The organism is Streptomyces sp. Tu 3180 (assembly GCF_009852415.1).
Classification (GTDB): Bacteria; Actinomycetota; Actinomycetes; order Streptomycetales; family Streptomycetaceae; genus Streptomyces.
The window spans coordinates 4,874,462-4,897,947 of sequence record NZ_WOXS01000002.1 but is presented as its reverse complement, the minus strand read 5'-3'; the positions used below and the strand labels follow the sequence as shown (position 1 = coordinate 4,897,947).

At 72.3% G+C, this 23,486-nt stretch carries 22 protein-coding genes and 1 tRNA gene; 9 read left to right on the top strand and 14 right to left on the bottom strand.

Features of this window, described 5'->3' with window-relative positions:
* Positions 1-29 precede the first annotated feature (29 nt).
* The 7 genes from GL259_RS23055 to GL259_RS23025 all read left to right on the top strand — a co-directional run bounded on the left by GL259_RS23055 (position 30) and on the right by GL259_RS23025 (position 8,063).
* Complete coding sequence (locus GL259_RS23055) at positions 30-2,147, top strand: ATP-binding protein (RefSeq protein ID WP_159535257.1); 2,118 nt, start codon at positions 30-32, stop codon at positions 2,145-2,147.
* A 206-nt stretch (positions 2,148-2,353) separates the two neighbouring features.
* Positions 2,354-2,818 (top strand): hypothetical protein, encoded by a 465-nt coding sequence (locus GL259_RS23050; RefSeq protein WP_159535256.1) that lies wholly within the window; start codon positions 2,354-2,356, stop codon positions 2,816-2,818.
* Between the two features lie 87 nt (positions 2,819-2,905).
* The gene (locus tag GL259_RS23045) at positions 2,906-3,634 is read left to right on the top strand and encodes a DNA methylase (protein ID WP_159535255.1); all 729 of its coding nucleotides are present in this window, start codon (positions 2,906-2,908) and stop codon (positions 3,632-3,634) included.
* A complete protein-coding gene (locus GL259_RS23040; protein WP_159535254.1) occupies positions 3,631-4,479 on the top strand; it encodes a bifunctional DNA primase/polymerase in 849 nt (282 codons plus the stop codon). Before GL259_RS23045 ends, GL259_RS23040 begins: the two co-directional genes overlap by 4 nt.
* Before the next feature lie 2 nt (positions 4,480-4,481).
* Positions 4,482-5,960, top strand: a complete 1,479-nt coding sequence (locus GL259_RS23035; RefSeq protein WP_159535253.1) for an ATP-binding protein — start codon at positions 4,482-4,484, stop codon at positions 5,958-5,960.
* Between the two features lie 472 nt (positions 5,961-6,432).
* Positions 6,433-6,618, top strand: coding sequence for a helix-turn-helix domain-containing protein (locus tag GL259_RS23030; RefSeq protein WP_156698646.1), 186 nt, complete (start codon positions 6,433-6,435; stop codon positions 6,616-6,618).
* A gap of 65 nt (positions 6,619-6,683) precedes the next feature.
* The gene (locus GL259_RS23025; RefSeq protein ID WP_159535252.1) at positions 6,684-8,063 is read left to right on the top strand and encodes a tyrosine-type recombinase/integrase; all 1,380 of its coding nucleotides are present in this window, start codon (positions 6,684-6,686) and stop codon (positions 8,061-8,063) included.
* 174 nt (positions 8,064-8,237) lie between these two features.
* Here the strand turns inward: GL259_RS23025 and GL259_RS23020 are convergent.
* Positions 8,238-8,319, bottom strand: a tRNA-Tyr gene (locus GL259_RS23020).
* A 236-nt stretch (positions 8,320-8,555) separates the two neighbouring features.
* Here GL259_RS23020 and GL259_RS23015 point away from each other — a divergent pair.
* Both GL259_RS23015 and GL259_RS23010 read left to right on the top strand, forming a co-directional pair.
* Positions 8,556-9,044, top strand: coding sequence for a YajQ family cyclic di-GMP-binding protein (locus GL259_RS23015; protein WP_159535251.1), 489 nt, complete (start codon positions 8,556-8,558; stop codon positions 9,042-9,044).
* 285 nt (positions 9,045-9,329) lie between these two features.
* Entirely contained in the window at positions 9,330-10,577 is a 1,248-nt protein-coding gene (locus GL259_RS23010) for an amino acid permease (protein ID WP_159535250.1), read from the top strand.
* Positions 10,578-10,668: 91 nt separating this feature from the next.
* On the opposite strand, the gene GL259_RS23005 is transcribed toward GL259_RS23010, so the two are convergent.
* The 13 genes from GL259_RS23005 to GL259_RS22945 all read right to left on the bottom strand — a co-directional run bounded on the left by GL259_RS23005 (position 10,669) and on the right by GL259_RS22945 (position 23,337).
* Positions 10,669-11,169: a hypothetical protein gene (locus GL259_RS23005; RefSeq protein WP_159538888.1), complete on the bottom strand. Its 501-nt coding sequence runs from the start codon at positions 11,167-11,169 to the stop codon at positions 10,669-10,671.
* A gap of 210 nt (positions 11,170-11,379) precedes the next feature.
* Positions 11,380-11,775, bottom strand: a complete 396-nt coding sequence (locus tag GL259_RS23000) for a YccF domain-containing protein (RefSeq protein ID WP_159535249.1) — start codon at positions 11,773-11,775, stop codon at positions 11,380-11,382.
* The gene (gene htpX / locus GL259_RS22995) at positions 11,772-12,635 is read right to left on the bottom strand and encodes a zinc metalloprotease HtpX (RefSeq protein ID WP_159535248.1); all 864 of its coding nucleotides are present in this window, start codon (positions 12,633-12,635) and stop codon (positions 11,772-11,774) included. The genes GL259_RS23000 and htpX overlap by 4 nt, the downstream gene beginning before the upstream one ends.
* A 264-nt stretch (positions 12,636-12,899) precedes the next feature.
* Positions 12,900-14,399 (bottom strand): NADH-quinone oxidoreductase subunit N, encoded by a 1,500-nt coding sequence (locus GL259_RS22990; protein WP_159535247.1) that lies wholly within the window; start codon positions 14,397-14,399, stop codon positions 12,900-12,902.
* The gene (locus tag GL259_RS22985; RefSeq protein WP_159535246.1) at positions 14,396-16,024 is read right to left on the bottom strand and encodes an NADH-quinone oxidoreductase subunit M; all 1,629 of its coding nucleotides are present in this window, start codon (positions 16,022-16,024) and stop codon (positions 14,396-14,398) included. The genes GL259_RS22990 and GL259_RS22985 overlap by 4 nt, the downstream gene beginning before the upstream one ends.
* Positions 16,025-16,030: 6 nt before the next feature.
* Positions 16,031-18,025, bottom strand: coding sequence for an NADH-quinone oxidoreductase subunit L (locus GL259_RS22980; protein ID WP_159535245.1), 1,995 nt, complete (start codon positions 18,023-18,025; stop codon positions 16,031-16,033).
* Positions 18,022-18,429: an NADH-quinone oxidoreductase subunit NuoK gene (gene nuoK, locus GL259_RS22975; protein WP_159535244.1), complete on the bottom strand. Its 408-nt coding sequence runs from the start codon at positions 18,427-18,429 to the stop codon at positions 18,022-18,024. Before nuoK ends, GL259_RS22980 begins: the two co-directional genes overlap by 4 nt.
* Positions 18,429-19,103: an NADH-quinone oxidoreductase subunit J gene (locus tag GL259_RS22970; protein WP_159535243.1), complete on the bottom strand. Its 675-nt coding sequence runs from the start codon at positions 19,101-19,103 to the stop codon at positions 18,429-18,431. The genes nuoK and GL259_RS22970 overlap by 1 nt, the downstream gene beginning before the upstream one ends.
* Positions 19,100-19,762 carry an NADH-quinone oxidoreductase subunit I gene (locus GL259_RS22965; RefSeq protein ID WP_159535242.1) on the bottom strand — a complete coding sequence of 221 codons (663 nt, stop codon included), beginning with the start codon at positions 19,760-19,762 and terminating at the stop codon, positions 19,100-19,102. The genes GL259_RS22970 and GL259_RS22965 overlap by 4 nt, the downstream gene beginning before the upstream one ends.
* The gene (locus GL259_RS22960; protein ID WP_159535241.1) at positions 19,762-20,730 is read right to left on the bottom strand and encodes a complex I subunit 1 family protein; all 969 of its coding nucleotides are present in this window, start codon (positions 20,728-20,730) and stop codon (positions 19,762-19,764) included. The genes GL259_RS22965 and GL259_RS22960 overlap by 1 nt, the downstream gene beginning before the upstream one ends.
* Positions 20,727-22,274 (bottom strand): NADH-quinone oxidoreductase subunit C, encoded by a 1,548-nt coding sequence (locus GL259_RS22955; RefSeq protein ID WP_159535240.1) that lies wholly within the window; start codon positions 22,272-22,274, stop codon positions 20,727-20,729. The genes GL259_RS22960 and GL259_RS22955 overlap by 4 nt, the downstream gene beginning before the upstream one ends.
* Entirely contained in the window at positions 22,271-22,939 is a 669-nt protein-coding gene (locus GL259_RS22950; protein WP_159535239.1) for an NADH-quinone oxidoreductase subunit B, read from the bottom strand. Before GL259_RS22950 ends, GL259_RS22955 begins: the two co-directional genes overlap by 4 nt.
* Entirely contained in the window at positions 22,930-23,337 is a 408-nt protein-coding gene (locus tag GL259_RS22945; RefSeq protein ID WP_159535238.1) for an NADH-quinone oxidoreductase subunit A, read from the bottom strand. Before GL259_RS22945 ends, GL259_RS22950 begins: the two co-directional genes overlap by 10 nt.
* Between the last annotated feature and the right edge of the window lie 149 nt (positions 23,338-23,486).

Genomic DNA, 23,486 nt, shown 5'->3' with positions numbered 1-23,486 from the left:
CAGTGGGGGCAGTCAGGAGCACTTCCAGCATGTCTGAGAACGTCGTCCCCTTCCACAAGCCCACCGATCCCCCGGCCGCCGAACCGGCGACCGTGACCACCCTGACCGTCGTGCCCGACGCGTCTCCGGCCCGCCCGGTGCCGCTGTGGGTGCGCTCCGGACGCGCGGTGAAGTCGGCCGTCACGCACGAGCGCACGAAGACGGCCGTCCGCGCAACGGTCCGGCACGGCCTCTACACGTTCAACGGCGGGCGGATCGTGGCCCGCCGCGCCTGGGACGGCCGCACCGGCTCCCGGTACGAGCGGATGATCCGGGCGGCGGAGGCCGCGGGGAACCTGGAAGCGGCCGAGGAGTGGGAGGAGCGGCTGCAGCGCTTCCGCGCCGCCCGCCACCACCGCCGCATGGACCTGCTGCACTCCCCCGTCGACGCCGCCAAGGGCGTGGCCGTCGGCGCCGGCATGAGCGTCGGTCTGCTGATCGCCCTCGGCATCGTCATGGCGATCAGCACCGAGGACATCGGGCACGTCATCACCCCGCTCAGCGCCACCATCGACTTCATCGCCTTACTGATCCGCATCGTGCAGATCGTGTGGGGCCCGGCCCTCACCATCGGCCCGTTCCTCGCCCTGCTCGCCCTGTGGTCCGTCGGCCGCAAGCAGCACGCCGCCCCCGCCTGGGCGCTGCCCGCGAACGTCCGCACCGGCGAGGGGGAGCCGATCACCCCGTCCATCGTGGTCAAGGCCCTGCGCGACCTCGGAGTGCCCGCCCTGGCGCGCGCCATCAAGGAGATGGGCGACGCCGGCGCGTCCATGCTCGGACCGATCCGCATCGCCGGATGCGGCGTGGAAGTCGACGTCACCCTGCCCTCGGGGGTGTCAACGAACGAGGTGCAGAACCGGCGCCGCAAGCTCGCCGAAAACCTCACCCGGCACGAACACGAGGTGTTCATCACCATCCCGCAGGCGGCCCGCACGGTGCGGCTGTGGATCGCCGACAGCGGGGCGCTGGACGAGCCGATCGGCCCCTCCCCGCTGGTCACGGACGAGACGCTGACCGCGAACTACAAGACCGGCCGTGCCCCGTGGGGGCAGGACCTGCGCGGCGACGCCGCCGAGCTGAGCCTGTATCAGCGGCACCTGCTCATCACCGGTCTGTCCAACCAGGGCAAGACCGCCGCCCTGCGCGCGCTCGCCCTATGGCTGGCCCTTGACCGGTCGGTGGAATTCTGGATGGGCGACCTCAAGGGCGCCGGCGACTGGGCCATGTTCGACGGCATCGCCACCCGGCTCATCCAGGGCCCGACCGACGACCACGTCATCCAGGTCACCGAGATGCTCGAGGACGCCGTGGAGGAGATGAACCGCCGCCTCCAGGCACCACCCGGCACCGACTTCCCGCTGCTGGTCGTCATCGTGGACGAAGCGCAGGTGGCGTTCATGTGCCCGGTCAAGGGCGAGGACAAGCGCCCGTATGGCGGGTCCAGCGCCACCTCCCGCTACTTCATGGGGGCCCGCAAGATTCACAACCAGGGCCGTGCGGTGAACGTGCTGCTGTGGCAGGGCACCCAGGACCCCACCGACCAGAACCTGCCCAAGCTGGTCCGCGAGGGCGCCCACACCCGCGCCTCCCTCGCCCTGGGCACGGAGTCGCAGGCCCGCATGGCACTCGGGGACAAGGCCGTCGACGGCGGCGCCGCCCCCAACCTGCTGCGCCCCGGTCTGGACAAGGGAACCCTGGTCGTCGCCTCCGACGGGATCGAGATCCCCAAGGGACAGTCGTCCATCACGGTGCGCACGCACTACATCAGCACCGACGACGCACACGCGATCGCGGACCGGGCCAAGGCCCTGCGCGACGGGGTCACCACCCTGCACGTCATCGAGCGGGGCGAGGAGCGCGACCCGCTCACCGACATCGCCGCCGTCCTCGGCGACGCGGCCCGTGTGCTGACCGCCGACGTCCTCAAGCGGCTCTCCGCGCTCAGCGAGGACGCCTACGGCACCTGGACGCCCGGCGACCTCAAGCGCGTGCTGGAGGACGCCGGCGCGGAGCCGTACAAGTCCGACGGCCGCATGGTCGTCGGCCGCGACCGCGTCGCCCGCGCCCTCGCCAACCGCAACACCGACGGTTCCGCTTCCACCGGCTGACGGCAGGGAGCCGACCCCCGACGGGTCAGGGAGGCAGGGAGAACTCCCTGAACCCCTCCCTGACCCGCCTCCCTGGCCCTGACCTGCACGAATGATCGCCCAGAGAGTCAGGGAGGCACGCAGGTCAGCCCCCCGAAAACCCCTCTCCACGGCACCCCGCAGGGGGTGCCGTTGCCTCCCTGACCATGCACCGAAAGGGATTCCGCATGTACCCCGACCACGCCCACGAGCGGCCCGCCGAACGGGCCGTGACCGCCTACCAGCCCGCCCCGATTCCGCCCGCCGTCGTCCACCCGGCACCGGTCGTCCCCGTCCAGCCGGGCCACGTTCCGACGGTCGCGAGCATCGTCCTGCCGGACGGCCGGATCGTCACCGGCTACACCATCGACGCCGCCCGCCCGGAGCCGGTCACCACGAAGCCGGCCGTCTCCCGCACGGCGGTGAACGTCGCCCTCGGAGGCGTCGGCTTCCTCGCGGTGTGCGGCGGACTGCTACTGCTCACCTCGTTCATCGCGGCGCTGACCGCGTTCGTCACCCAGCTCATCACCCTCGCCGCCGTCATCTTCGGCGGCTGGATCGCCATCCAGGTCCTGAGCGCGAGCGGACACAAGGGCGGCACCACGGTCAACATCCGCCGAGCCGTGATCAAGCGCAACCACTTCCACGGCTAGCTACGCCAAGAGCGGCCCCCGTCTCGCCAAAGTCCGGGGCCGCTCTTGTCCACCTGCCAACCACTTGACCTGTGGAGGTCTCCCAGCATGACGCAACTCACCACCATCCGGCGAGTGCCCGGCCACCGGCCGCGCCTGCTGGATCTGTTCTGCTGCGCCGGCGGCGCCGCCGTGGGCTACGCCCGCGCCGGATTTGCGGTCCACGGCTGCGACATCGCCGACCGACCGAACTACCCCTTCCCCCGTCACCAGGGTGACGCCCTCACCTATCTCGCCCACCTGATCGCCACGGGTGAGATCCGTCGGTACGCGTTCGTGCACGCCTCCCCGCCCTGCCAGCACGGATGCGCGCTGACCGTGGGCACGAACGCCTCGCAGGGCTGGGGGCGCGCGCACGTCGACCTCGTGGCCCCCACCCGTGAACTGCTGGACGCCACCGGCCTGCCCTACGTTATCGAGCAACCCAACGGCCGCGCGAAGATCCGCAAAGACCTCACCCTGTGCGGCGAGATGTTCGACCTCGGAGTCATCCGGCACCGCAACTTCGAAGCTGGCGGCTGGAGCATCGAGCAGCCCGCCCACATCCCGCACCGGGGCCGCGTGCGCGGCTACCGGCACGGCCGCTTCTACGACGGCCCGTACGTGGCCGCCTACGGCAACGGCGGCGGCAAGCCCAGCATCCCGGAGCTGCAAGCGGCGATGGGCATCGACTGGACCGACGTGCGCGAGGAACTGACCGAGGCCATCCCCCCGGCTTACACCGAGTGGATCGGCGCCGCGTTCCTGGCAACGGCCGCGCTGGGGGTGGCGGCGTGAGCGAGACGCTGCGCCCCCAGCACACCGCGTTGAGCCTTGCCGCGTCCGGCGTGCCCGTGCTGCCCCTGCGCCGGGGCAAGGTGCCGTTCGGCAACTGCCCGGCGTGCGCGGACAACGCGTGCGGCGGCCGGCCGAACATGAAGATTCCGGGCCCGTGCCGGTGCCCCGGCGTCTGCCACGCCTGGGCCGCCGCCACCACCGACCCGACCGTCATCGTCTCGCCTCCGTGGGCGGCGGCGTGGCGGCGGGCGGTGTGCGTCGGCTACCACCCTGGCGGTGCCGGCCTGACCGTGGTCGACCTGGACGACGCAGACGCCATCGCCTGGGCCCGCACCACCTTGCCCGCGACGCGGACCGTTCCGACGACGCGCGGTGAGCACTGGATCTACCGGGGCGCCATGCGCTCCGTGAACGCGGTGCGCCCCGGCGTGGACATCAAGTCGACCATGGCCTACGCCCGCTATCTCGTCCCCGGAACCGGCACGATGGTCGAGTTGCCGGACGCCGTACGCGCGCTGGCCGTCAAGGGGCCCTCCCCGGCCCGCCCGGCGTCGCATGCCGTTACCGTGCCCGCACGATCCGGCGGCGGGCAGTGCCCGCACCGCACACCCGCCTACCTAGACCGTGGCATCGCCATGGCGGAGCAGCGCATCGCCGAGACCCGCAGCGCGGTCCACGCGACCGTGTACCGGACGTTCCTCGCGGTGCTGTCCACGCACGGCCGATGCGGCTGCCTCACCGACGCCCACGTCGCCCGCCTGTTCACCGCCGCGCAGGCCAAGGGTGAGACGGCCCGGCACTGCGCGGACGCGTGGACCAACGCCCGCACCCGGTTGGAACTGTGACCATGTCCGAGGACGAGAAGACTCCCGCCCGCGAGATCATCACCGACTACGCGCAAGCGCACTTCCGGTACTTCCGCACCGCCGACGGCACCGTGTACGCGCAGCGCAACGGTCACCCCGTGGCCCGCCCGATCCGCTCCCAGGGCACCACGGGCAGCCACCGCCAGGAACTCATGGTCGGACTGTTCAAGGACGGCATCGGCGTGTTCAACGGCACCGCCATGAAGGAGGCGCTCGACCTGATCGAAGCGCTGGCGCTGACCGAGGACGTGCAGCCCGTGCACATCCGCGTCGCCCCCGGCTACGGCGGGGCCACGTGGCTGGACCTGGGGCGCAGCGACGGGCAGTCCGTGCGTATCCACCCCACCGGGTGGGACGTCCGCACCCCGGACCCGCAGGAAGTCTGCTGGCGGCGCACCCAGCTCACCGGGGAACTGCCCCTGCCGGTCAAGGACACCGACGGCAAGGGCATCGATCTGCTGATGCGGCTGTGCAACTTCGCCACCGCCGAGACCGAGTGCCTGGCCATCGCCTGGCTGATCGGCTGCCTGGGGCCGGCCGTGCCCGTCCCGGCCCCGTTCCTCACCGGCCCGCAGGGCGCGGGCAAGTCCACCGGCGGGCGGATGCTCGTGCGGATCATTGAGGGCATGACCGGGGACCTGCGCCGGGCACCGAAGGACGAGGAGAACCTGATCACGGCAGTGGCCGCCGGGTGGGTCACCGCCCTGGACAACCTCTCCCACATGACCCCGGAGCTGTCCGACGCCATGTGCTGCATCGTCACCGGGGCCGAGAACGTCAAGCGCGCCCTGTTCACCGACGGGGACGTCTTCCGCGTCGGCTACCGCCGTCCCCTGCTCCTGACCGGCATCGACGTGGGCGTGATCCGGCCCGACCTCGCCGAACGGCTCCTTCCCCTGCGCCTGGAACGCCCGCGGGTGCGGCGCACCGAGGCGGAACTGTGGTCCGACTTCGCCGAGGTGTTGCCCATCATCCTCGGCTCGCTTCTGGACCTGACGGTGCAGGTGCGGGCGGCGGAGGCGGACATCCCGACCGACCTGCGTATGGCGGACTTCGCGCACCTGTGCGCGCAACTCGACGCGGCCACCGGTCTGGGGGCGCTGGCCGCCTACCGGGCCAGCCTGGACGACCTCAACGACGACGTCATCGAGGGCGACCTGTTGGCGCAGACGGTGCTCAAGCACGCCGCCAGCATCGACCCGGGCACCGAGCAGCGGATGACGTCCGCCGAATGGCTGCACTGCCTCACGGGCCTCTACACGGGCGAGGAGTGCCGCCCCCTGCCCAAAGGGTGGCCGACCACGGGCAAGGTGCTCTCCGACCGGCTCAAGCGCCTTCAGCCCACCCTCGCGGCCCGGGGTGTCCTCATCGACTGGGGTCGCACCAACACATCCCGCTACATCGAGATTGCACGGCCGGCCGCCGCGCCGCCCCCGCCCGAGCAGGAAGCGGCCTTCTGACCGCGCGGCACCACGACCGCCCGGACAAGCAAGAGGAGCACCCGCCCCGGCGTGCTCCTCTTGCTGTTCGGCGGCGGCAGCCGCCCTGCGATGGACGCGCCGCGAAGCGGCTCCTTCTTCACGCTCTGAGCCGCGCACCACAACAGACACCCCCCTCTTTGTCCGAAGTAGAGAGACGCTGCGTCACCTGCGTCACCCACACCCCGAAAACGGCCACTGACCTGCCGAAAAAGCGGTGACGCAGACGACCGATCCCTGCGTCACCCCGCGTCACCCGCGTCACCCGATGACGCAGGTCTGTGTCACCGGTGACGCACCTCCACCGTGCTGCGTCACCGCGAAACCGCAGGTCACAGCGGCAGGTGACGCAGATGACGCAGGTGACGCAGAAATCCGCACCTCGGACAGACGCGAGCCCCCCGCCCCGGGGAGTTCGCCCCCTCCCGCCGAACCCTGAGAAGGAGTCTTTGCCTTGGCTGCCCCCAAGATGCTCAAGCTCCCGGAAGTGCTGGAAGAGATCGAGATGAGCCGCGCCGCCTTCTACCGCATGCGCGCCCGCGGCAAGGCTCCCAAGCTCATCAAGCTCCCGAACGGACAGCTCCGCTGCCGCCGCAGCGACCTTGACGCCTGGTGGTCGTCGATGGAAGACGCCGCCTGATCGACCACCACCCGCACACACGAGACACGAGGGGCCCGCTTCCAGTGGGCCCCTCTGGAGTTTGCATGCCACTCACGTACGACGTTCGCCTCTACTCCATCGAGATCCGCAAAGATCGGCCAAAGCCATACCGCGTTCGTTGGCTGGTCGGGGAGCGTAAGCACTCCAAGAGCTACACACTCAAGGTGCAGGCGGAGGGGCGCCGCTCGGAACTCATGTCCGCCGTGCGGCGCGGTGACCAGTTCGACGAAGAGACGGGCCTCCCGGTCTCCGAGCTGCGCGCCAAGCAGAGCTCCATCACCTGGTACGAGCACAGCCGTGCCTACGTCGACCGCAAATGGGCGCAGGCCCCAGCGAAGTCACGGCGGAACTACGCCGACGCGCTGGCCACCATCACTCCCGCGCTCGTGAAGACAAGGGTGGGCATGCCGGACGCCGCGCTCATGCGGCGGGCGCTCTACGGGTGGGCGTACAACCGCAACCGCTGGAACGAGACCCCGCCGGACGACGTTGCCCGCGCCTTGGCTTGGATCGCCAAGCACTCCATGCCGGTGTCCGCGCTGGAGGATTCCGCGACCGTACGCCTGGCCCTGGACGCCCTCTCGCTGCGGCTGGACGGGAAGACTGCGTCACCGCGCACCGCGAAGCGGAAGCGTGCGTGCCTGAGTGACGTTCTGGGGCTCGCTGTGGAGGAGAAGTACTTCACCGTCCCGGTCAACCCGCTCGCGGCCGTGAAGTGGACCGCGCCGAAGTCGGTAGAGGCGGTGGACCCCGAGAGCGTCGCCAATCCGCGGCAGGTGCGGGCGCTCCTGGCGGGAGTCCGCGAGCAGGGGCCCCGCGGGCGGCATCTGGAGGCGTTCTTCGGATGCCTGTACTACGCGGCCATGCGGCCGGCCGAAGCCGCCGGATTGCGCGCGGATCAGTGCCACCTCCCGGAAACGGGGTGGGGCATGCTCACCCTGCGGCAGGGCATCGTCCGGGCCGGACGGAGCTGGACGAACGACGGGACGGCTCACGAGACGCGCCACCTCAAGGCCCGTGCCGAGAAGGATTCCCGACCGGTGCCCATCCCTCCGCACTTCGTCCGCATGCTGCGGCAGCACATCGCAGAGCAGGGCACGGCACCTGATGGCCGGCTCTTCCGGACGAACCGCAACGGCTTGCTACAGGAGACCGGCTACGGGGAGGTATGGGCGAAGGCCCGCCGGGACGTGCTGAGCGAGGCAGAGACAGCCTCACTGCTGGCCCGTCGCCCCTACGACCTTCGGCACGCTGGAGTGTCGTTCTGGCTCAGTTCCGGCGTGGACGCGATGGAGTGCGCCCGCCGCGCCGGCCACAGCATCGCAGTGCTGCACAAGGTGTACGCCAAGGTGCTCGACCAAACCCGGGAGCGTGCGAACAGCCGGATCGACGCGGCTCTCCGGGAGTGGAACGAGCCGGGGTGATCATGCTCTCCCCCGGGGGACACCTGGGGGACGCGCACTGATCGACAGTGGGATACACGCGGTATGAGGTGAGACACGTCCGCGTCCCGTCCACGACGAATCGAACGGGGATCAACAACGAGAGACCCCCTCCCACCTGCCGTGATGGCTGGTCGGAGAGGGTCTTCCCCAGTGTGGCGGCGCCAGGATTCGAACCTGGGAAGGCTGAGCCGGCAGATTTACAGTCTGCTCCCTTTGGCCGCTCGGGCACACCGCCGGGGTCGCTGCCCCGGAACCCGCCTTCCGGCGGTGCTCCCTGGCAACGACGTAAACAATACCCGATGGACAGGGGTGCTCCGCCACCCGATTGATCGCCACCCGGGCTCCGGGGGATGGCTAGGCTTGTTCGGATGCGGCCCGGGACCGATTCCGGGCTCGGTGGCCGCCCCACGTACGCCGGTACGCATCCGGTGCGCAGCCCGATACGCACCCCGATACAAGGAGCCACAGGACATGGCCGACTCCAGTTTCGACATCGTCTCGAAGGTCGAGCGGCAGGAGGTCGACAACGCCCTCAACCAGACCGCCAAGGAGATCTCGCAGCGCTACGACTTCAAGGGCGTGGGTGCCTCGATCTCGTGGTCCGGGGAGAAGATCCTCATGGAGGCGAACTCCGAGGACCGGGTGAAGGCCGTCCTCGACGTCTTCCAGTCCAAGCTGATCAAGCGCGGCATCTCCCTCAAGGCCCTGGACGCGGGTGAGCCCCAGCTCTCGGGCAAGGAGTACAAGATCTTCGCGTCGATCCAGGAGGGCATCTCCCAGGAGAACGCGAAGAAGGTGGCGAAGATCATCCGCGACGAGGGCCCGAAGGGCGTGAAGGCCCAGGTGCAGGGCGACGAGCTGCGGGTCAGCTCCAAGAGCCGTGACGACCTGCAGGCCGTCATCGCCCTGCTGAAGGGCAAGGACTTCGACTTCGCCCTGCAGTTCGTGAACTACCGGTAGGGCCGGCGAGGCCGGGGGCCGGTGACGGCGGCGCGCCGCACGGACGCGAGGAAGGGCGGGTACCTCCGTGGTGCCCGTCCTTCTCGTCCGCCGGCCGGGTTCCGGGCACGGTTCCCCCGCGTGTCGCGGTTCCGGCCGCCCGGGTTCCGGACTCCGGCGCTCCGGAGGCCCGCCGCCCCTCTGTCCGGCCGTTCGCCCTGCCGCGTCCGGTTGTTCACCTCGTCCCGGTGTGCGGGACACCTCAGGTACGGCCGGCGGTTTCACCCGTCAGTAGGGTGCACTCTCATGACAGCGCCTTCCGGTTCCGGACTCCGCCGCACGCTCGGTGTCGGCGACGCCGTGGTCATCGGTCTCGGCTCGATGGTGGGAGCCGGGATCTTCGCCGCCCTGGCGCCCGCCGCGCAGGCGGCCGGTTCCGGGTTGCTCCTCGGGCTCGCGGTCGCCGCCGTGGTCGCCTACTGCAACGCCACCTCGTCGGCCCGCCTCGCCGCTCTGTACCCGGCCTCGGGCGGCACGTACGTGTACGGGCGGGAGCGGCTCGGGGAGTTCTGGGGGTACCTCGCGGGCTGGGCGTTCGTGGTCGGGAAGACTGCTTCCTGCGCGGCGATGGCGCTCACCGTGGGCGCGTACGTCTGGCCGGGGCAGGCGCACGCCGTGGCGGTCGCCGCGGTCGTGGCGCTGACCGCGGTGAACTACGGCGGTGTCCAGAAGTCCGCGTGGCTGACGCGGGCGATCGTGGCCGTGGTCCTGGCCGTCCTCGCTTCCGTGGTGGTCGTGTCCCTGACGTCCGGGGAGGCCGACGCCGGGCGCCTGGGCGTCGGGGTTCCGGACGGTGCCGGCGGGGTGCTCCAGGCGGCCGGTCTGCTGTTCTTCGCCTTCGCCGGGTACGCCCGGATCGCGACCCTCGGCGAAGAGGTCCGGGATCCGGCGCGCACCATTCCCCGCGCGATCCCGACGGCCCTGGGCATCGCGCTGGTCGTGTACGCGGCGGTCGCCGTGGCCGTCCTCTCCGTGCTGGGGGCGAAGGGGCTGGGCGACGCCACCGCGCCGCTCGCCGACGCGGTGCGGGCCGCCGGGGTTCCCGGGCTGGCGCCCGTGGTGCGGGTGGGTGCGGCGGTGGCCGCGCTGGGTTCGCTGCTCGCCCTGATCCTGGGGGTCTCCCGGACGACGCTGGCCATGGCCCGGGACGGTCATCTCCCGGGTGGTCTGGCCGCCGTGCACCCGCGGTTCCAGGTGCCGCACCGGGCGGAGCTGGCCGTGGGCGCTGTGGTCGCCGTGCTGGCCGCCACGGTGGATGTGCGGGGCGCGATCGGTTTCTCCTCCTTCGGGGTGCTGGCGTATTACGCGGTGGCCAACGCGTCCGCCTGGACGCTCCGTCCTGGGCCGGCGGCGCGGGTGGTGCCGGCGGTGGGGCTCGCCGGGTGCGTGGTGCTGGCGTTCTCGCTGCCGTGGGTCTCGGTGGCGGTCGGCGCGGGTGTGCTGCTGGTGGGTGTGCTGGCCTACGGGGTGCGGCGGCCGAGGGCCGCCCGGTAGCCGCGCCGGCGCCTCGCGGGCCGCGTTCTCCGGGCCCGGGCGGCGCGGCGGTCCGCCCGCGGCTCCGGTCCGGCCCCTCGGGCGGACACCGTCAGGCTGTTCGCCACCGCGGGGCCCGGTCGTCGGGAACGTCCGGGGAAGCGAAGTGGAACGGCACCCCGAGGGAGTCGGCCAGGGCCCGGCCCGCCTCTGCGGCAGCGGTGCCCGGCGGGGGCGCGCCGGGGCGGTGGTGGACGGTCGCCAGGTGGCCCTCCCCGGCCGGGTCGTCCAGGACGGCGACCAGCACCACGAACCAGTCGTGGACGGTGTCGCCGTCCCACAGGGCCTCGACCGCGGCCACTCGGCCCGGGAGTGCCGCGGCGCGGGCCGTGAGCAAGGGGACGTCGAGCGGATCGGGCGGTCTGCGCCGTACCCGGTCACCGAGGGCCTCGTAGCGCGCGTGGACCACCTGCTCCGCCTCACGCAGACCCAGCCCCAGGGGGCGTAGGGCCTCCCGTACGGCCTTGACCGCCGCCATCCGGCGATCATCCAGCACGCTCGCGTCGACCTCCTGGCGGGTCCGTTCCTCCAGACGGGTCCACCAGCCGCTCATCGGGCCTCCGGGGGTCTCGTGGCGCGTGTCGTGGCCCGCCCGGTCCGACGGTGTCGCAGGCGGCGTGCCTGATCGGGGATCGGGGCCCTCGTACTCGGTCATGCGTCCATGGTGCGGGCTCCCACCGGCCGTCGGGCAGCCCTGTGGACAACATCCGGGTTGTGGACGACGCACGGGGTCGTGACGTGCCCGGCGGGTCGGTCCCGGGTCCTACCAGCGCGAGGTGAACGGCTGGTCCGTCCGCACGATCTCGCGGCCCATCGGGAGCAGGGAGACCGGGATCAGCTTGAAGTTCGCGATGCCGAGCGGGATTCCGATGATGGTCACGCACAGGAGGAGCCCGGTGACGACGTGGCCGATCGCCAGCCACCAGCCCGCCAGGATCACCCACAGCACGTTGCCGATGAAGGAGGCGGCGCCCGCGTCACGGCGCTCGACCGCGGTGTACCCGAAGGGCCACAGGGCGTAGACGCCGATGCGGAAGGCGGCGATGCCGAAGGGGATGCCGATGATCGTGATGCACAGCAGCACGCCCGCGACCAGGTAGCCGAGGAACAGCCAGAGGCCGCTGAGGACGAGCCATATGACGTTCAGGATGGTCTTCACGGGGTGCGACCTGCCATCTTCTCGAGCCGGGCGATGCGTTCCGCCATCGGCGGGTGTGTGGAGAACATCTTCGACAGCCCCTGCCCCGGTCGGAAGGGGTTCGCGATCATCATGTGGCTGGCCGTCTCGATGCGGGGCTCGGGGGGCAGCGGGAGCTGTTTGGTGCCCCGTTCCAGCTTGCGCAGGGCGCCGGCGAGGGCGAGCGGGTCGCCGGTGAGCTGGGCTCCGGAGGCGTCCGCCTCGTACTCCCGGGAGCGGCTGATGGCCAGCTGGATGAGGGACGCGGCGAGCGGGCCGAGGATCATGATCAGCAGCATGCCGAGGAGGCCGGGACCGTCGTCGTCGTCGGAGCGGCCGATCGGGATGAGCCAGGCGAAGTTGACCAGGAACATGATCACGGAGGCGAGGGCGCCGGCGACCGAGGAGATCAGGATGTCGCGGTTGTAGACGTGGCTGAGCTCGTGGCCGATGACGCCGCGCAGCTCGCGCTCGTCGAGCAGGCGCAGGACGCCTTCGGTGCAGCACACGGCGGCGTTGCGCGGGTTGCGGCCGGTGGCGAAGGCGTTGGGTGCCTCGGTCGGGGAGATGTACAGGCGGGGCATGGGCTGGCGGGCCTGGGTGGAGAGCTCGCGGACCATGCGGTACAGCCCCGGGGCCTCGAACTCGCTCACCGGGCGGGCGCGCATCGCGCGCAGGGCCAGCTTGTCGCTGTTCCAGTAGGCGTACGCGTTGGTGCCGAGGGCGATCAGAACGGCGACGACGAGCCCCGTGCGGCCGAAGAAACCGCCGATGACGATGATGAGTGCGGACAGTCCCCCGAGGAGGACCGCGGTCCTGAGCCCGTTGTGCCGGCGGTGCACGGTACGCCCTCCAAGTCGTGCGGCAGGGGAACCCTCGCTTGCTGATCTTCCTTCTGACCTGCGCTGCCACCGGTGCCGTGGTGTCACGTCCAGTGGACCCTCCCGTACCGGTCAACGCCAGGCGAGAGGCACTAGTTCCCTTGTGCGTGCGAGGGCACGTGTGACCCGTCCGGGTGACGGCGGGCCCCGGGCGGCACACCCGCGCGTGCGGACACGCGGGGAGGACGGGTGCCCGGTGCGCGCGTGCCGGGTGCGGCCCGGCTGTCAGAACAGCCCGGTGTCGGTGAAGCGGAGGACCAGCTGCGGCGCGCCGGACAGGGCGACGCCCAGGACGCCGGTCAGGGCGATCGCGGCGGTGAGGGGGGCGGGAAGGCGGTGCTTCACCGGTTCGCCCTCGGGGGCGCGGAACAGCAGGGCCGTCCACTGGAGGTAGTAGACCAGCGCGATGACGACGTTGACGGCCATGACGACGGCGAGCCAGCCGAGTCCGGCGTCGACGGCCGCGGAGAACACGGTGACCTTGGCGAAGAGGCCGATGACGCCCGGCGGGAGTCCGGCCAGGCAGAGCAGGAAGAAGCCCAGGAGGAGCGCGGTGAGCGGGGCGGCGGCGTACAGGCCGCGGTAGTCGGCGACGCGGTTGAGGCGGTGCGCACGGCCGACGAGGGCGGCCACCGCGAACGCGCCGAGGTTCACGGCGCCGTACATGAGGGCGTAGGCGAGGGTGGAGCCGATCGACTTCTCGGCGTCGCCGGAGTACGCGGCGGCGGCGATCGGGACGAGGAGGTAGCCGGCCTGGCCGACGGAGGACCAGGCGAGCAGGCGTACCGCGCTGTACGCGCGTGTGGCCTGCTGCCGGAGGGCGCCGACGTTGCCGACGGTCATGGTGAGGGCGGCCAGCGCGGCGAGCGCGGGGCCCCAGACGTCGGCGTACGACGGGAGCGCGACGACGGTGACGAGGACCAGGCCGGAGAAGCCGACGGCCTTGCCGATGACCGACAGGTAGGCGGCGATCGGCAGGGGGGCGCCCGCGTAGGTGTCGGGCACCCAGAAGTGGAAGGGGACGGCGGCGGTCTTGAAGGCGAAGCCGACGAGGGTGAGGACGACTCCGGTCTGGGCGAGGGTGTGGAGCTGTCCGTCGACGTCCTGGACGCGCTCGGCGATCAGGGTGAGGTGGAGGGTGCCGGTGGCGGCGTAGACGAAGCTGACGCCCATCAGGCTGACAGCGGTGGCGGTGACCGAGGACAGGAAGAACTTCAGGGCCGCCTCGGAGGACCTGCGGTCGCCGTGCCGGAGGCCGACCAGGGCGAAGGCGGGCAGGGAGGCGACCTCCAGGGCGACGACGAGGGTCGCGAGGTCGCGGGAGGCGGGCAGGAGGGCCGCTCCGGCCGCGGAGGAGAGGAACAGGAACCAGTACTCCCCCTCGGGGAGCCGCTTGCCCTCGTCCTTGAGGGCGGTGACCGACAGGAGGGCGGCCAGGAGGGCGCCGCCGAGCACCAGGAACTGGACGACGAGGGTGAAGCGGTCGGCGGTGTAGCTGCACACGCCGGCGTCGCCGACCAGGCAGAAGGTGGCGCGGTCGGCGTCGAGGAGGGGCAGCAGCATGAGGGTGGCGGCGGCGAGTCCGGCCACCGAGAACCAGCCGAGCAGCGGTTTCCTGGCCTCGCCCACGAACAGGTCGGCGACGAGGACGACGAGTCCGACGACCGCCGCGATGGTGGGCGGCGCGACGGCCAGCCAGTCGACGGACTGGACGAGGGAGCTCATCGGGTGCCTCCTGCGAGGAGCTGCTGCACGGCCGGGTCGGTGAGCCCGAGGAGGGTCCTGGGCCACAGCCCGGCGACGACGGTGAGGACGACGAGCGGGGTCCAGGCCGCGAACTCGTAGCCGCGCACGTCGGTGAGTTTCGGGGCGTCCTGCGGTACGGCGCCCATGCAGACCCGGCGGACCACGACCAGCAGGTAGGCGGCGGTCAGCAGGGTGCCGAACGCTCCGATCGCCATGAAGGTGAGGAAGGCGGGGCGGCTGAGGCCGTCGGCGGGGTCGAACGCGCCGAACAGCGCGAGCATCTCGCCCCAGAACCCGGCGAGGCCGGGCAGGCCGAGGGAGGCGACGGCGCCGAAGGCGAGCAGTCCGCCGAGGCGCGGGGCCCTGCCGTAGAGGGCGGCGCCGGTCCCGGAACGGTCCGGCGCGGCGGAGCCGCCCGCCGAGGGGCGGTGGCCGGGCGACAGGAGGGCCAGGGCGTCGAGGTCGGTACTGCCGGTGCGGTCCTTGAGGGCGCCGACCAGGAAGAACAGCAGGCCGGTGATGAGGCCGTGGGCGATGTTGGCGAACAGGGCGCCGTTCACGCCGGTCGGGGTCATGGTCGCGATGCCGAGGAGGACGAAGCCCATGTGGCCGACGGACGAGTAGGCGATGAGGCGTTTGAGGTCGCCCTTCGCGCCCCGCCGGGCGAGGGCCAGGCAGGCGAGGGACCCGTAGATGATGCCGACGACGGCGAAGGCGGCGAGGTAGGGCGCGAAGGTGCGGAAGCCGTCCGGCGCGGCGGGCAGCAGGATGCGGACGAACCCGTACGTGCCCATCTTCAGCAGGACGCCGGCCAGCAGGACCGAGCCGACGGTCGGCGCGGCGGTGTGGGCGTCGGGCAGCCAGCTGTGCAGCGGCCACATCGGGGTCTTGACCGCGAGCCCGACGCCGATCGCCAGAACGGCGACGACCTGCACGGACGTGGTCAGCGACCGGCCGTTGTCAGTGGCGAGTGCCACCATGTCGAACGTGCCCGCCTCGATTCCGATCAGGAGCAGGCCGAGCAGCATGACCACGGAGCCGAGCAGCGTGTAGAGGATGAACCTCCAGGCGGCCTCGGCCCGGCCCTCGCCGCCCCAGCGGGCGATGAGGAAGTACATCGGGACGAGGACCATCTCGAAGGCGAGGAAGAACAGGATCAGGTCGAGGACGGCGAAGGTCGCGAGGGTGCCGGACTCGAGGACCAGCAGCAGGGCGACGAAGGCCTTCGGGGAGGGGCCCGCGGGCGGCTTGAAGTAGGAGTGGAGCGCGCTGAGGAAGGTGAGCAGCGCGGTCAGGACCAGGAGGGGGAGGGAGATGCCGTCGGTGCCGAGGTGGATCCGCACGTCGAGTGCGGGGATCCAGCTGATGTCGGTCGTGGCCTGCATCCTCGACGGCCGGTCGTGGTCGAAGCCGAGCGCGAGGACGACCGCGGCGACGAGGACCGCGCCGGTGACGGTCACGCCGTGCCGCAGCACGGCCTGCTCGGGTGACTTCCCCTTCAGTCCGGGCGGGGCCGGCAGGAGAGCGGCGGCCGCGCCGAGGAGCGGGCCGACGACGAGGAACGCCAGGAGGAACTGCATCACGGACTCGTTGATATCGATCACGCCTGCTCACGCTCCCGTGGCGACGAGGACGGCGGCGACCGCGAGGACGACGGTGCCGGCGAGCAGCGCGCTCACATAGGTCTGGAGGTTGCCGGTCTGGGCCCGGCGCACGGCGGCGCCGAGCCAGCGGGGCAGCGTGCCCGCGCCGCGCACGTAGGTCTCGACGACCTCGCGGTCGAGGAACCGCACGAGGCTCGCGCCGGCCCGGACCGGGCGGACGAAGAGGGCCGAGTACACGGCGTCCAGGTGGAAGCCGGCGGCCGCGTGGCGGTGCAGCGGGCCGAGCAGCAGCAGCCCGGGGTCGGCCGGGTCGGGCGCGTACGCGATGTCTCCGTAGGCCGGTTCGTGGCCGGCGATGGCCTCCGCCTCGACCCGTCCGGCGTCGCCCCCGGGATGGGCGGCGACGGCGCCGAGGGGGACGCGGGCGGCGCGCGCGGTGGTGTGCCGCCAGGCGGCGTAGGTGACGATGCCGCCGGCCAGGGCCACGCCCGTGCCGAGCACGGAGGTGGTGAGCGCCGGGGCCAGGCCGTGGCCGTCGAACCAGTCGGGCAGCACCCGGAAGGCGAACCCGCCGAGTGCCAGGGACGGGACGGCGAGCACCCACAGCACGGCGGTCATCGTCAGCGGCTGCCTGCCGTGGTCGGGGGCCTCGGTGCCGTGGCCGCGGAAGGCCAGCAGCCACAGGCGCGTCGCGTACGCCGCGGTGAGCAGGGCGGTGAGCAGGCCGGCGAGGAGGACGATCCAGCCCGCCGCGGCCGGGGCGTGTCCGGTGTGGCCGGTGACGACGTGCTCGGCGGCGCCGAGGACGGCCTCCTTGGAGAAGAAGCCGCTGAACGGCGGGATCGCGGCGAGCGCGAGCAGTGCCACGGTCATCGTCCAGTAGGCGTCGGGGACGCGGTCGCGCAGGTGGCCCATGCGGGACATGGCGGCCAGCGAGTTGGTGCCGGCGGCATGGATGATCACGCCGGCGGCGAGGAACAGCAGCGCCTTGAAGGCGCCGTGGGACAGGAGGTGGAAGACGGCGGCACCGCGGTCGGCGACGGCGAGGGCGCCGGTCATGTAGCCGAGCTGGCCGATCGTCGAGTAGGCGAGGACGCGCTTGATGTCGTCCTGGGCGAGCGCGGCGAGCGCGGAGCCGGCCATGGTCACGGCGGCCATCACGGCGAGGACGGTCATCGCGGCCTGGGAGGCCTCGAACAGCGGGAGGAGACGGGCGACGAAGTAGACACCGGCGGCGACCATGGTCGCGGCGTGGATCAGCGCGGAGACGGGGGTCGGGCCGGCCATCGCGTCGGGGAGCCAGGTGTGCAGCGGGAACTGCGCCGACTTGCCGGCCACGCCCGCCAGGAGCAGCAGGGCGATCAGCGTGGGGTGCTCGATGCCGCCGCTCGCGACGGTGCCGAGGATCCGGGTGATGCGGAAGGACCCGGCGTCGCCGGCCAGGGCGAACAGGCCGATGAGGAAGGGGACGTCGCCGAGCTTGGTGACCAGGAAGGCCTTGAGGGAGGCGGCCCGGGCCTCGGGGGTCTCCCAGTAGTGGCCGACGAGGAAGTAGGAGCAGATGCCCATGACTTCCCAGCCCACCAGCAGCACCATCAGGTCGCCGGAGTAGACGACCAGGAGCATCGCGGAGGTGAACAGGGAGACCAGGGCCGCGTAGGAGGGGTAGCGCGGGTCGTCGCGCAGGTAGCCCGTCGAGTAGATCTGCACGCAGGTGGCGACGGTGCCGACGAGCACGGCGGTGAGGGCGGCGAAGCCGTCGATGTGCAGGGCGAGCTCGATCGGGACCGAGCCGGTGGGGGTGAGCTCGGTGGCGGCGTCGACGGCCCGGCCGCCGCCCTGGCGTGCGGCGACCACGGCGGCCAGCACGAGGGAGGCGAGCGTCGGCAGGACGGCGAGCGGCCGGACGAAGCCGGGGGCCGTTCGGCCCAGGAGCAGCCCGGCGAGAGCGCCGAGGAACGGCAGGAGGGGGACGAGGACGGCGAGGGTGGTGGTGGTCACGCGGTGGCCTCGGCCTTCTCGGCGGCCGCCCTGGTCGCGGAGGCGTCGCTGTCGGATACGTCGGTGCCGGGACCGTCGGGTCCACGGCCCTCGGCGGTGTCGCGGAGCTTGTCGATGTCCGAGGTGCCGCGGTTGCGGTGCACGGCGAGGACGATCGCCAGGCCGATGCCGATCTCGGCGGCGGCGATGGCGATGGTGAACAGGGTCAGGGCCTGGCCGGAGTGCAGTGTCTCCTCGGCGGTCCGGCTGAGCCAGACGTCGAAGGCGACCAGGTTCAGGTTGACGGCGTTGAGCATCAGCTCGACCGACATCAGGACCAGGATCGCGTTGCGGCGGGCGAGGACGCCGTACAGCCCGGTGCAGAACAGGAGGGCGGACAGGACGGCGGGATAGGCGAGGTGCATCAGCGGGTCCCTTCCGTGTCGCGCCGGGTGTCCCCGGATCCGGGGGCGCCGGGAGCGGCGGCCGGTGCGGACGCGGTGGCCGCCGCCTGCTCGGCCTTCGCCTTGCGGGACAGGACGATCGCGCCGACGAGGGCGGCGAGGAGGAGGACGGAGAGGGCCTCGAAGGGGAGGACCCAGTGCTGGAAGAGGCTCGCGCCGGTCACCTCGGTGGAGCCGGCGGGGGCGCCGTCCAGGTCGATCCAGGTGGTGCGGAAGGCGTCGACGACGACCCAGACCAGGGCGGCCGCGGCGACGACCGCCACGGCGAGGGCGACCGGGCGGTTGCCGGAGTCGGCGTCCGGTGAGCGGCCGATGGGGGCCCTGGTGAGCATCAGGCCGAACAGGAGGAGGACGACGACGGAACCGACGTAGATGAGGACCTGCACCCAGGCGATGAACTCGGCGGTGAGCAGCAGGTACTCGACGGCGAGGCCGCCGAGCGCCACCACCAGCCACAGGGCGGCGTGCACCAGCTGCCGGGTGGTGACGGTGATGACGGCGGCCCCGAAGGTGACCAGGCCGACGAGGAGGAAGGCGATCTCCACGCCGGTCGGGGAGAGGAAGCCGCGGGACTCGGCCGCCAGGTTCACGGCGCCGGTCGCGAGGCTGCCGGTGACGGTCGCTGCGAGGGTCATTCCCGGCCCTCCTGCCGTGGCTGGTCCGTCTGCTGTTTCGACTCGCCCGCCGGGCGGGTGGGGGACTCGGCGGCGCGGGCCTGTTCGTCGGCGTGCGGCTCGGTGCCGGCCGGGGGCCGGGCCGTCTCCGCGGCCTGGGCGGCGGCCAGCTTCTCGGCGCTCTTGCGGGCGGCGGCGAGTTCCTTCGGCTCCTCGGCGGCGGGGTCGAGGGCGGGTGGGGCCGGGACCGTCCACATCCACTCGCGCAGCTTGTCGCGCTCGTGGGTGAGGTCGCGGATGTCGGTCTCGGCGTACTCGAACTCGGGGGACCAGAACAGCGCGTCGAAAGGACACACCTCGATGCAGATGCCGCAGTACATGCACAGGGAGAAGTCGATGGCGAAGCGGTCGAGGACGTTGCGGCTGCGCTCGCGTCCGCCGGGGGCCGCCGCCGGGAGCGTCTCCTTGTGGGAGTCGATGTAGATGCACCAGTCCGGGCACTCGCGGGCGCACAGCATGCAGACCGTGCAGTTCTCCTCGAACAGGCCGATCACCCCGCGGGTGCGGGGCGGCAGGTCGGGCTGGGTGTCCGGGTACTGGTCGGTGACGGACTTCTTCGTCATCGTCCGCAACGTGACGGCCAGGCCCTTGGCCAGGCCGGAGCCGGGAATCGGGGCCATCAGAGGAACACCACCTTGACGACGCCGGTGAGGGCGATCTGGGCGAGGGAGAGGGGGACGAGGAGGGTCCAGGAGAGCTTCTGCAGCTGGTCCTCGCGCAGGCGGGGGTAGGTGACGCGGAGCCAGATGACGACGAAGGCGAGGACCGCGGTCTTCAGCAGGGTCCAGACCCAGCCGAGTCCGTCGGCGCCCCAGGGGCCGTGCCAGCCGCCCAGGAAGAGGACGGTGGTCAGACCGCACAGGACGACGATCCCGGCGTACTCGGCGAGGAGGAAGAGGGCGAAGCGCAGACCGGTGTACTCGGTGTACGCGCCGAAGATGATCTCCGAGTCGGCGACGGGCATGTCGAACGGCGGACGCTGGAGCTCGGCGAGGCCGGCGACGAAGAAGACGAGAGCGCCGGTGATCTGCCAGGGCAGCCACCACCACTCGAAGGCGTCCAGGATGCCGACGAGCGAGACGGTGCCGGCCGCCATCGCCACCGAGGCGGCGGTGAGCAGCATCGGCAGTTCGTAGGCGAGGAGCTGCGCGGCGGTGCGCAGGCCGCCGAGGAGGGAGAACTTGTTGGCGGAGGCCCAGCCGGCCATGAGCGAGCCGAGGACGCCCACGCCCATGACGGCGAGCACGAAGAACACGCCCGCGTCCAGCACCTGGCCGACCGCGCCCTCACCCGGGCCGATCGGGATGGCGAGCAGGACGAGGAGGTACGGCAGGAGGGCGACGGCCGGGGCGAGCTGGAAGATGCGGCGGTCCGCGCCCGCCGGGACCACGTCCTCCTTCTGCGCGAACTTCACCCCGTCGGCGATGAGCTGGGCCCAGCCGTGGAAGCCGCCGGCGTACATGGGGCCGAGGCGGCCCTGCATGTGGGCCATCACCTTGTGCTCGGTCTGGCCCACGATCAGGGGGAGGGTGAGGAAGACGACGAAGACGACCAGGAGTCGCAGGGCGACGTCGAGCGCGTCGTTCACCGCGGGCCTCCTGAGGGGTCGTCGGGGGTGGGGCTGTCGGGATCGCCGGGAGGGGCGGGAGGGGCGGGGGCGCTCGGGTCGTCGGGGGTCTCACGCCCCTCCGGGGCCGGCTCCGGCTCGGGAGCCGGGCTCTCGGAGCCGCCCGCGGTCCCCGATGCGGTGCCCGGGGGCGCGTCCGGGGCCGAGGCTTCCCGGTCGGCTTCGTCGGAGGCCGTGGCTTCCTGTCCGGCTCCGGAGGCCGGTGCGCGCCCGGCCTCGGGGGCCGTGTCCCGTCCGGCTTCGGGGGTCGTGGCCCGTCCGGTCTCGGGGGTCGTCCCGGGACCGGTCTCACGGGGCCGCTCGGGCGTGGCCTTCCGGGCCGGTCCGGGCGCGGCCCCGCGGGCCGGCCCGGACTCCGCGCCGGTGCCGTCCTCGGTCTCGGGCCGGTCGAAGGCGGGGCGGGCGTGGTGCCAGGGGGCGTCCGGACTGCGCGGCACGGCGGAGGGCTCCCGTTCCGGCCGGTCCTCGGCGGGAACAGGAGCGGGGGTGCCGTCCGCCGGTTCGGTGCCGTCCGGCGGCGCCGTCCGGTCCGACGCGGCACGCTGGCTCGCGGATCCCTCGGACGCGCTGCGCGCCCGGCGGGGGCCGCCGGCGGCACGGGTCCCGGCGCGCTGGGACGCCGACCCCTCGCTCGCACTCCGGGCACGTCGTGCGGGGGGCGCGGCGGGCTCGGACGCGCGGGTCGGCTCCGTGGCGGAACCGGTGTCCGTGGCCGGTGCCTCGGGGCGCGCCTTCGCCGCCCGGCCCGCCGCGCCTTCGGCGCCCTCGGCGGCCTGGCTCGCCGATCCCTCCGCCGCCGTGCGCATGCGGCGCACCGGGCGGTCGCCTGCGGCCCGGGCCGCCGCGGGGCGCTCTCCGGCCGCTCGCCCCGCACCCGCGGCAGCCCTGCCGGCGCCTCGGGCCGGACGGGCCGGGGCGGGCGGGAGCTGGCCCTTCAGCGGGCCCCATTCGTTGGGGTCGGGGACCCCGGGGGGAAGCATCTGGCGGCGCTTCGGGCCGCCGTGCGCCGCGCCCTCCGCGGGCTCCCCGGGTTCCTTGGCTCCGGGCCAGGCCTTGGCGACGCGGGCCGCGAGGACGAAGTCCTTGCGCAGGGGGTGGCCCTCGAAGCCGTCCGGCAGGAGAAGGTGCTCCAGGGCGGGATGGCCCGTGAAGTCGATGCCGAACATCTCGTGCGTCTCGCGCTCGTGCCAGGCGGCGCCCGCGTAGACGTCCACGGCGGAGGGCAGCGCCGGCGCCTCGTGCGGGACCGTGGTGCGCAGCAGCAGGCGCCGCACCGGCGACAGGGCCGCGACGTGCGCCGTGACGCGGAACCCCGTGCCCGGTTCGTCGACCGCGCTCAGCCAGTCGAAGAACGCGCAGCCGATGCGGTCGCGCGCGGTCTCCAGGGCGGAGATCCAGGAGGCGGGGGGCACGTCGACGGTCAGGACGCCGTACGACTCCTCCGCCGTGGCGTCCGGGCCGAACAGCTCCTCGGCGCCGGCGGGGAGCCAGCCGACCGTGGTCATCGCTCCTCCCCCGCGTCCGGCGCTCCGCCGCCGGCCCCACCGGCCGCCGGCGGTGGGACCAGCCCGCTCTGCAGCGCCGCCGCCGACGGGCGGCCCGCGCCGGGAGCGTCCCCGGGGCCGGTTCCGTACCGCTCGCCCAGCGACTCCCGGGCGATCTTCTCCTGGAGCTTGAGGATCCCCTGGAGCAGCGCCTCGGGCCGGGGCGGGCAGCCCGGGACGTAGACGTCGACCGGGATGATCTGGTCCACGCCCTTGGTGACGGAGTAGGAGTCCCAGTACGGGCCGCCGCAGTTGCTGCACGCGCCGAAGGAGATGACGTACTTCGGCTCGGGCATCTGTTCGTACAGGCGCTTCACCGCGGGCGCCATCTTGTCCGTGACCGTTCCGGAGACGACCATCAGGTCGGCCTGGCGCGGTCCCGGCGCGAAGGGGATGACGCCGAGGCGGATGAAGTCGTGGCGGGCCATCGACGCGGCGATGAACTCGATCGCGCAGCAGGCGAGGCCGAAGTTGAAGACCCACAGCGAGTAGCGGCGGCCCCAGTTGAGGACCACCTTCATCGGCTCGGGCGCCAGGCGGGCGAGCGCGCCGAGCCTCTTGGGCTCCGGCAGCAGGACCGGCTCGGAGCCCGAGGGGGTCGAGGGGGTCGAGGGGGTCACGTCCATGTCAGGACGCCCTTCTTGTATGCGTACAGCAGTCCCACGGCGAGGAAGCCGAGGAAGATGAACATCTCCACGAGGGTGGTCGCGCCGTAGCCGTCGGCGGCGAAGACGGTCGCCCAGGGGAAGAGGAAGATCGAGTCGACGGCGAAGATCACGTAGAGGAAGGCGTAGACGTAGTAGCGGACCTGGGTGTGGGCCCAGCCCTCGCCGACGGGGTCGACCCCGCACTCGTACGTCAGGAGCTTCTCGGGGGTGGGGACCACGGGGCGCAGCAGACGCCCGGCCCCGAAGGCGACGGCGACGAACAGCGTGCCGACGACGGCCAGCAGTCCGACGACCGAGTAGGACTGGAAGTAGTCCGCCGCGACGACGGTTGTCTCGACGACGGTCGGTTCCCGCACGTCCGCCCCTCACTCCCTGGCTGGTGTCCCTGGTCCGTGCCTTGATCCGTGCCTGTGAACGTCGCGGTTCGACGATCTGTACGCACGGGAGTCTAGGCCCTGATAAAGGCACGGTAAGCAGCCCGGCATTCCTCGGCATGCGGGGGTGG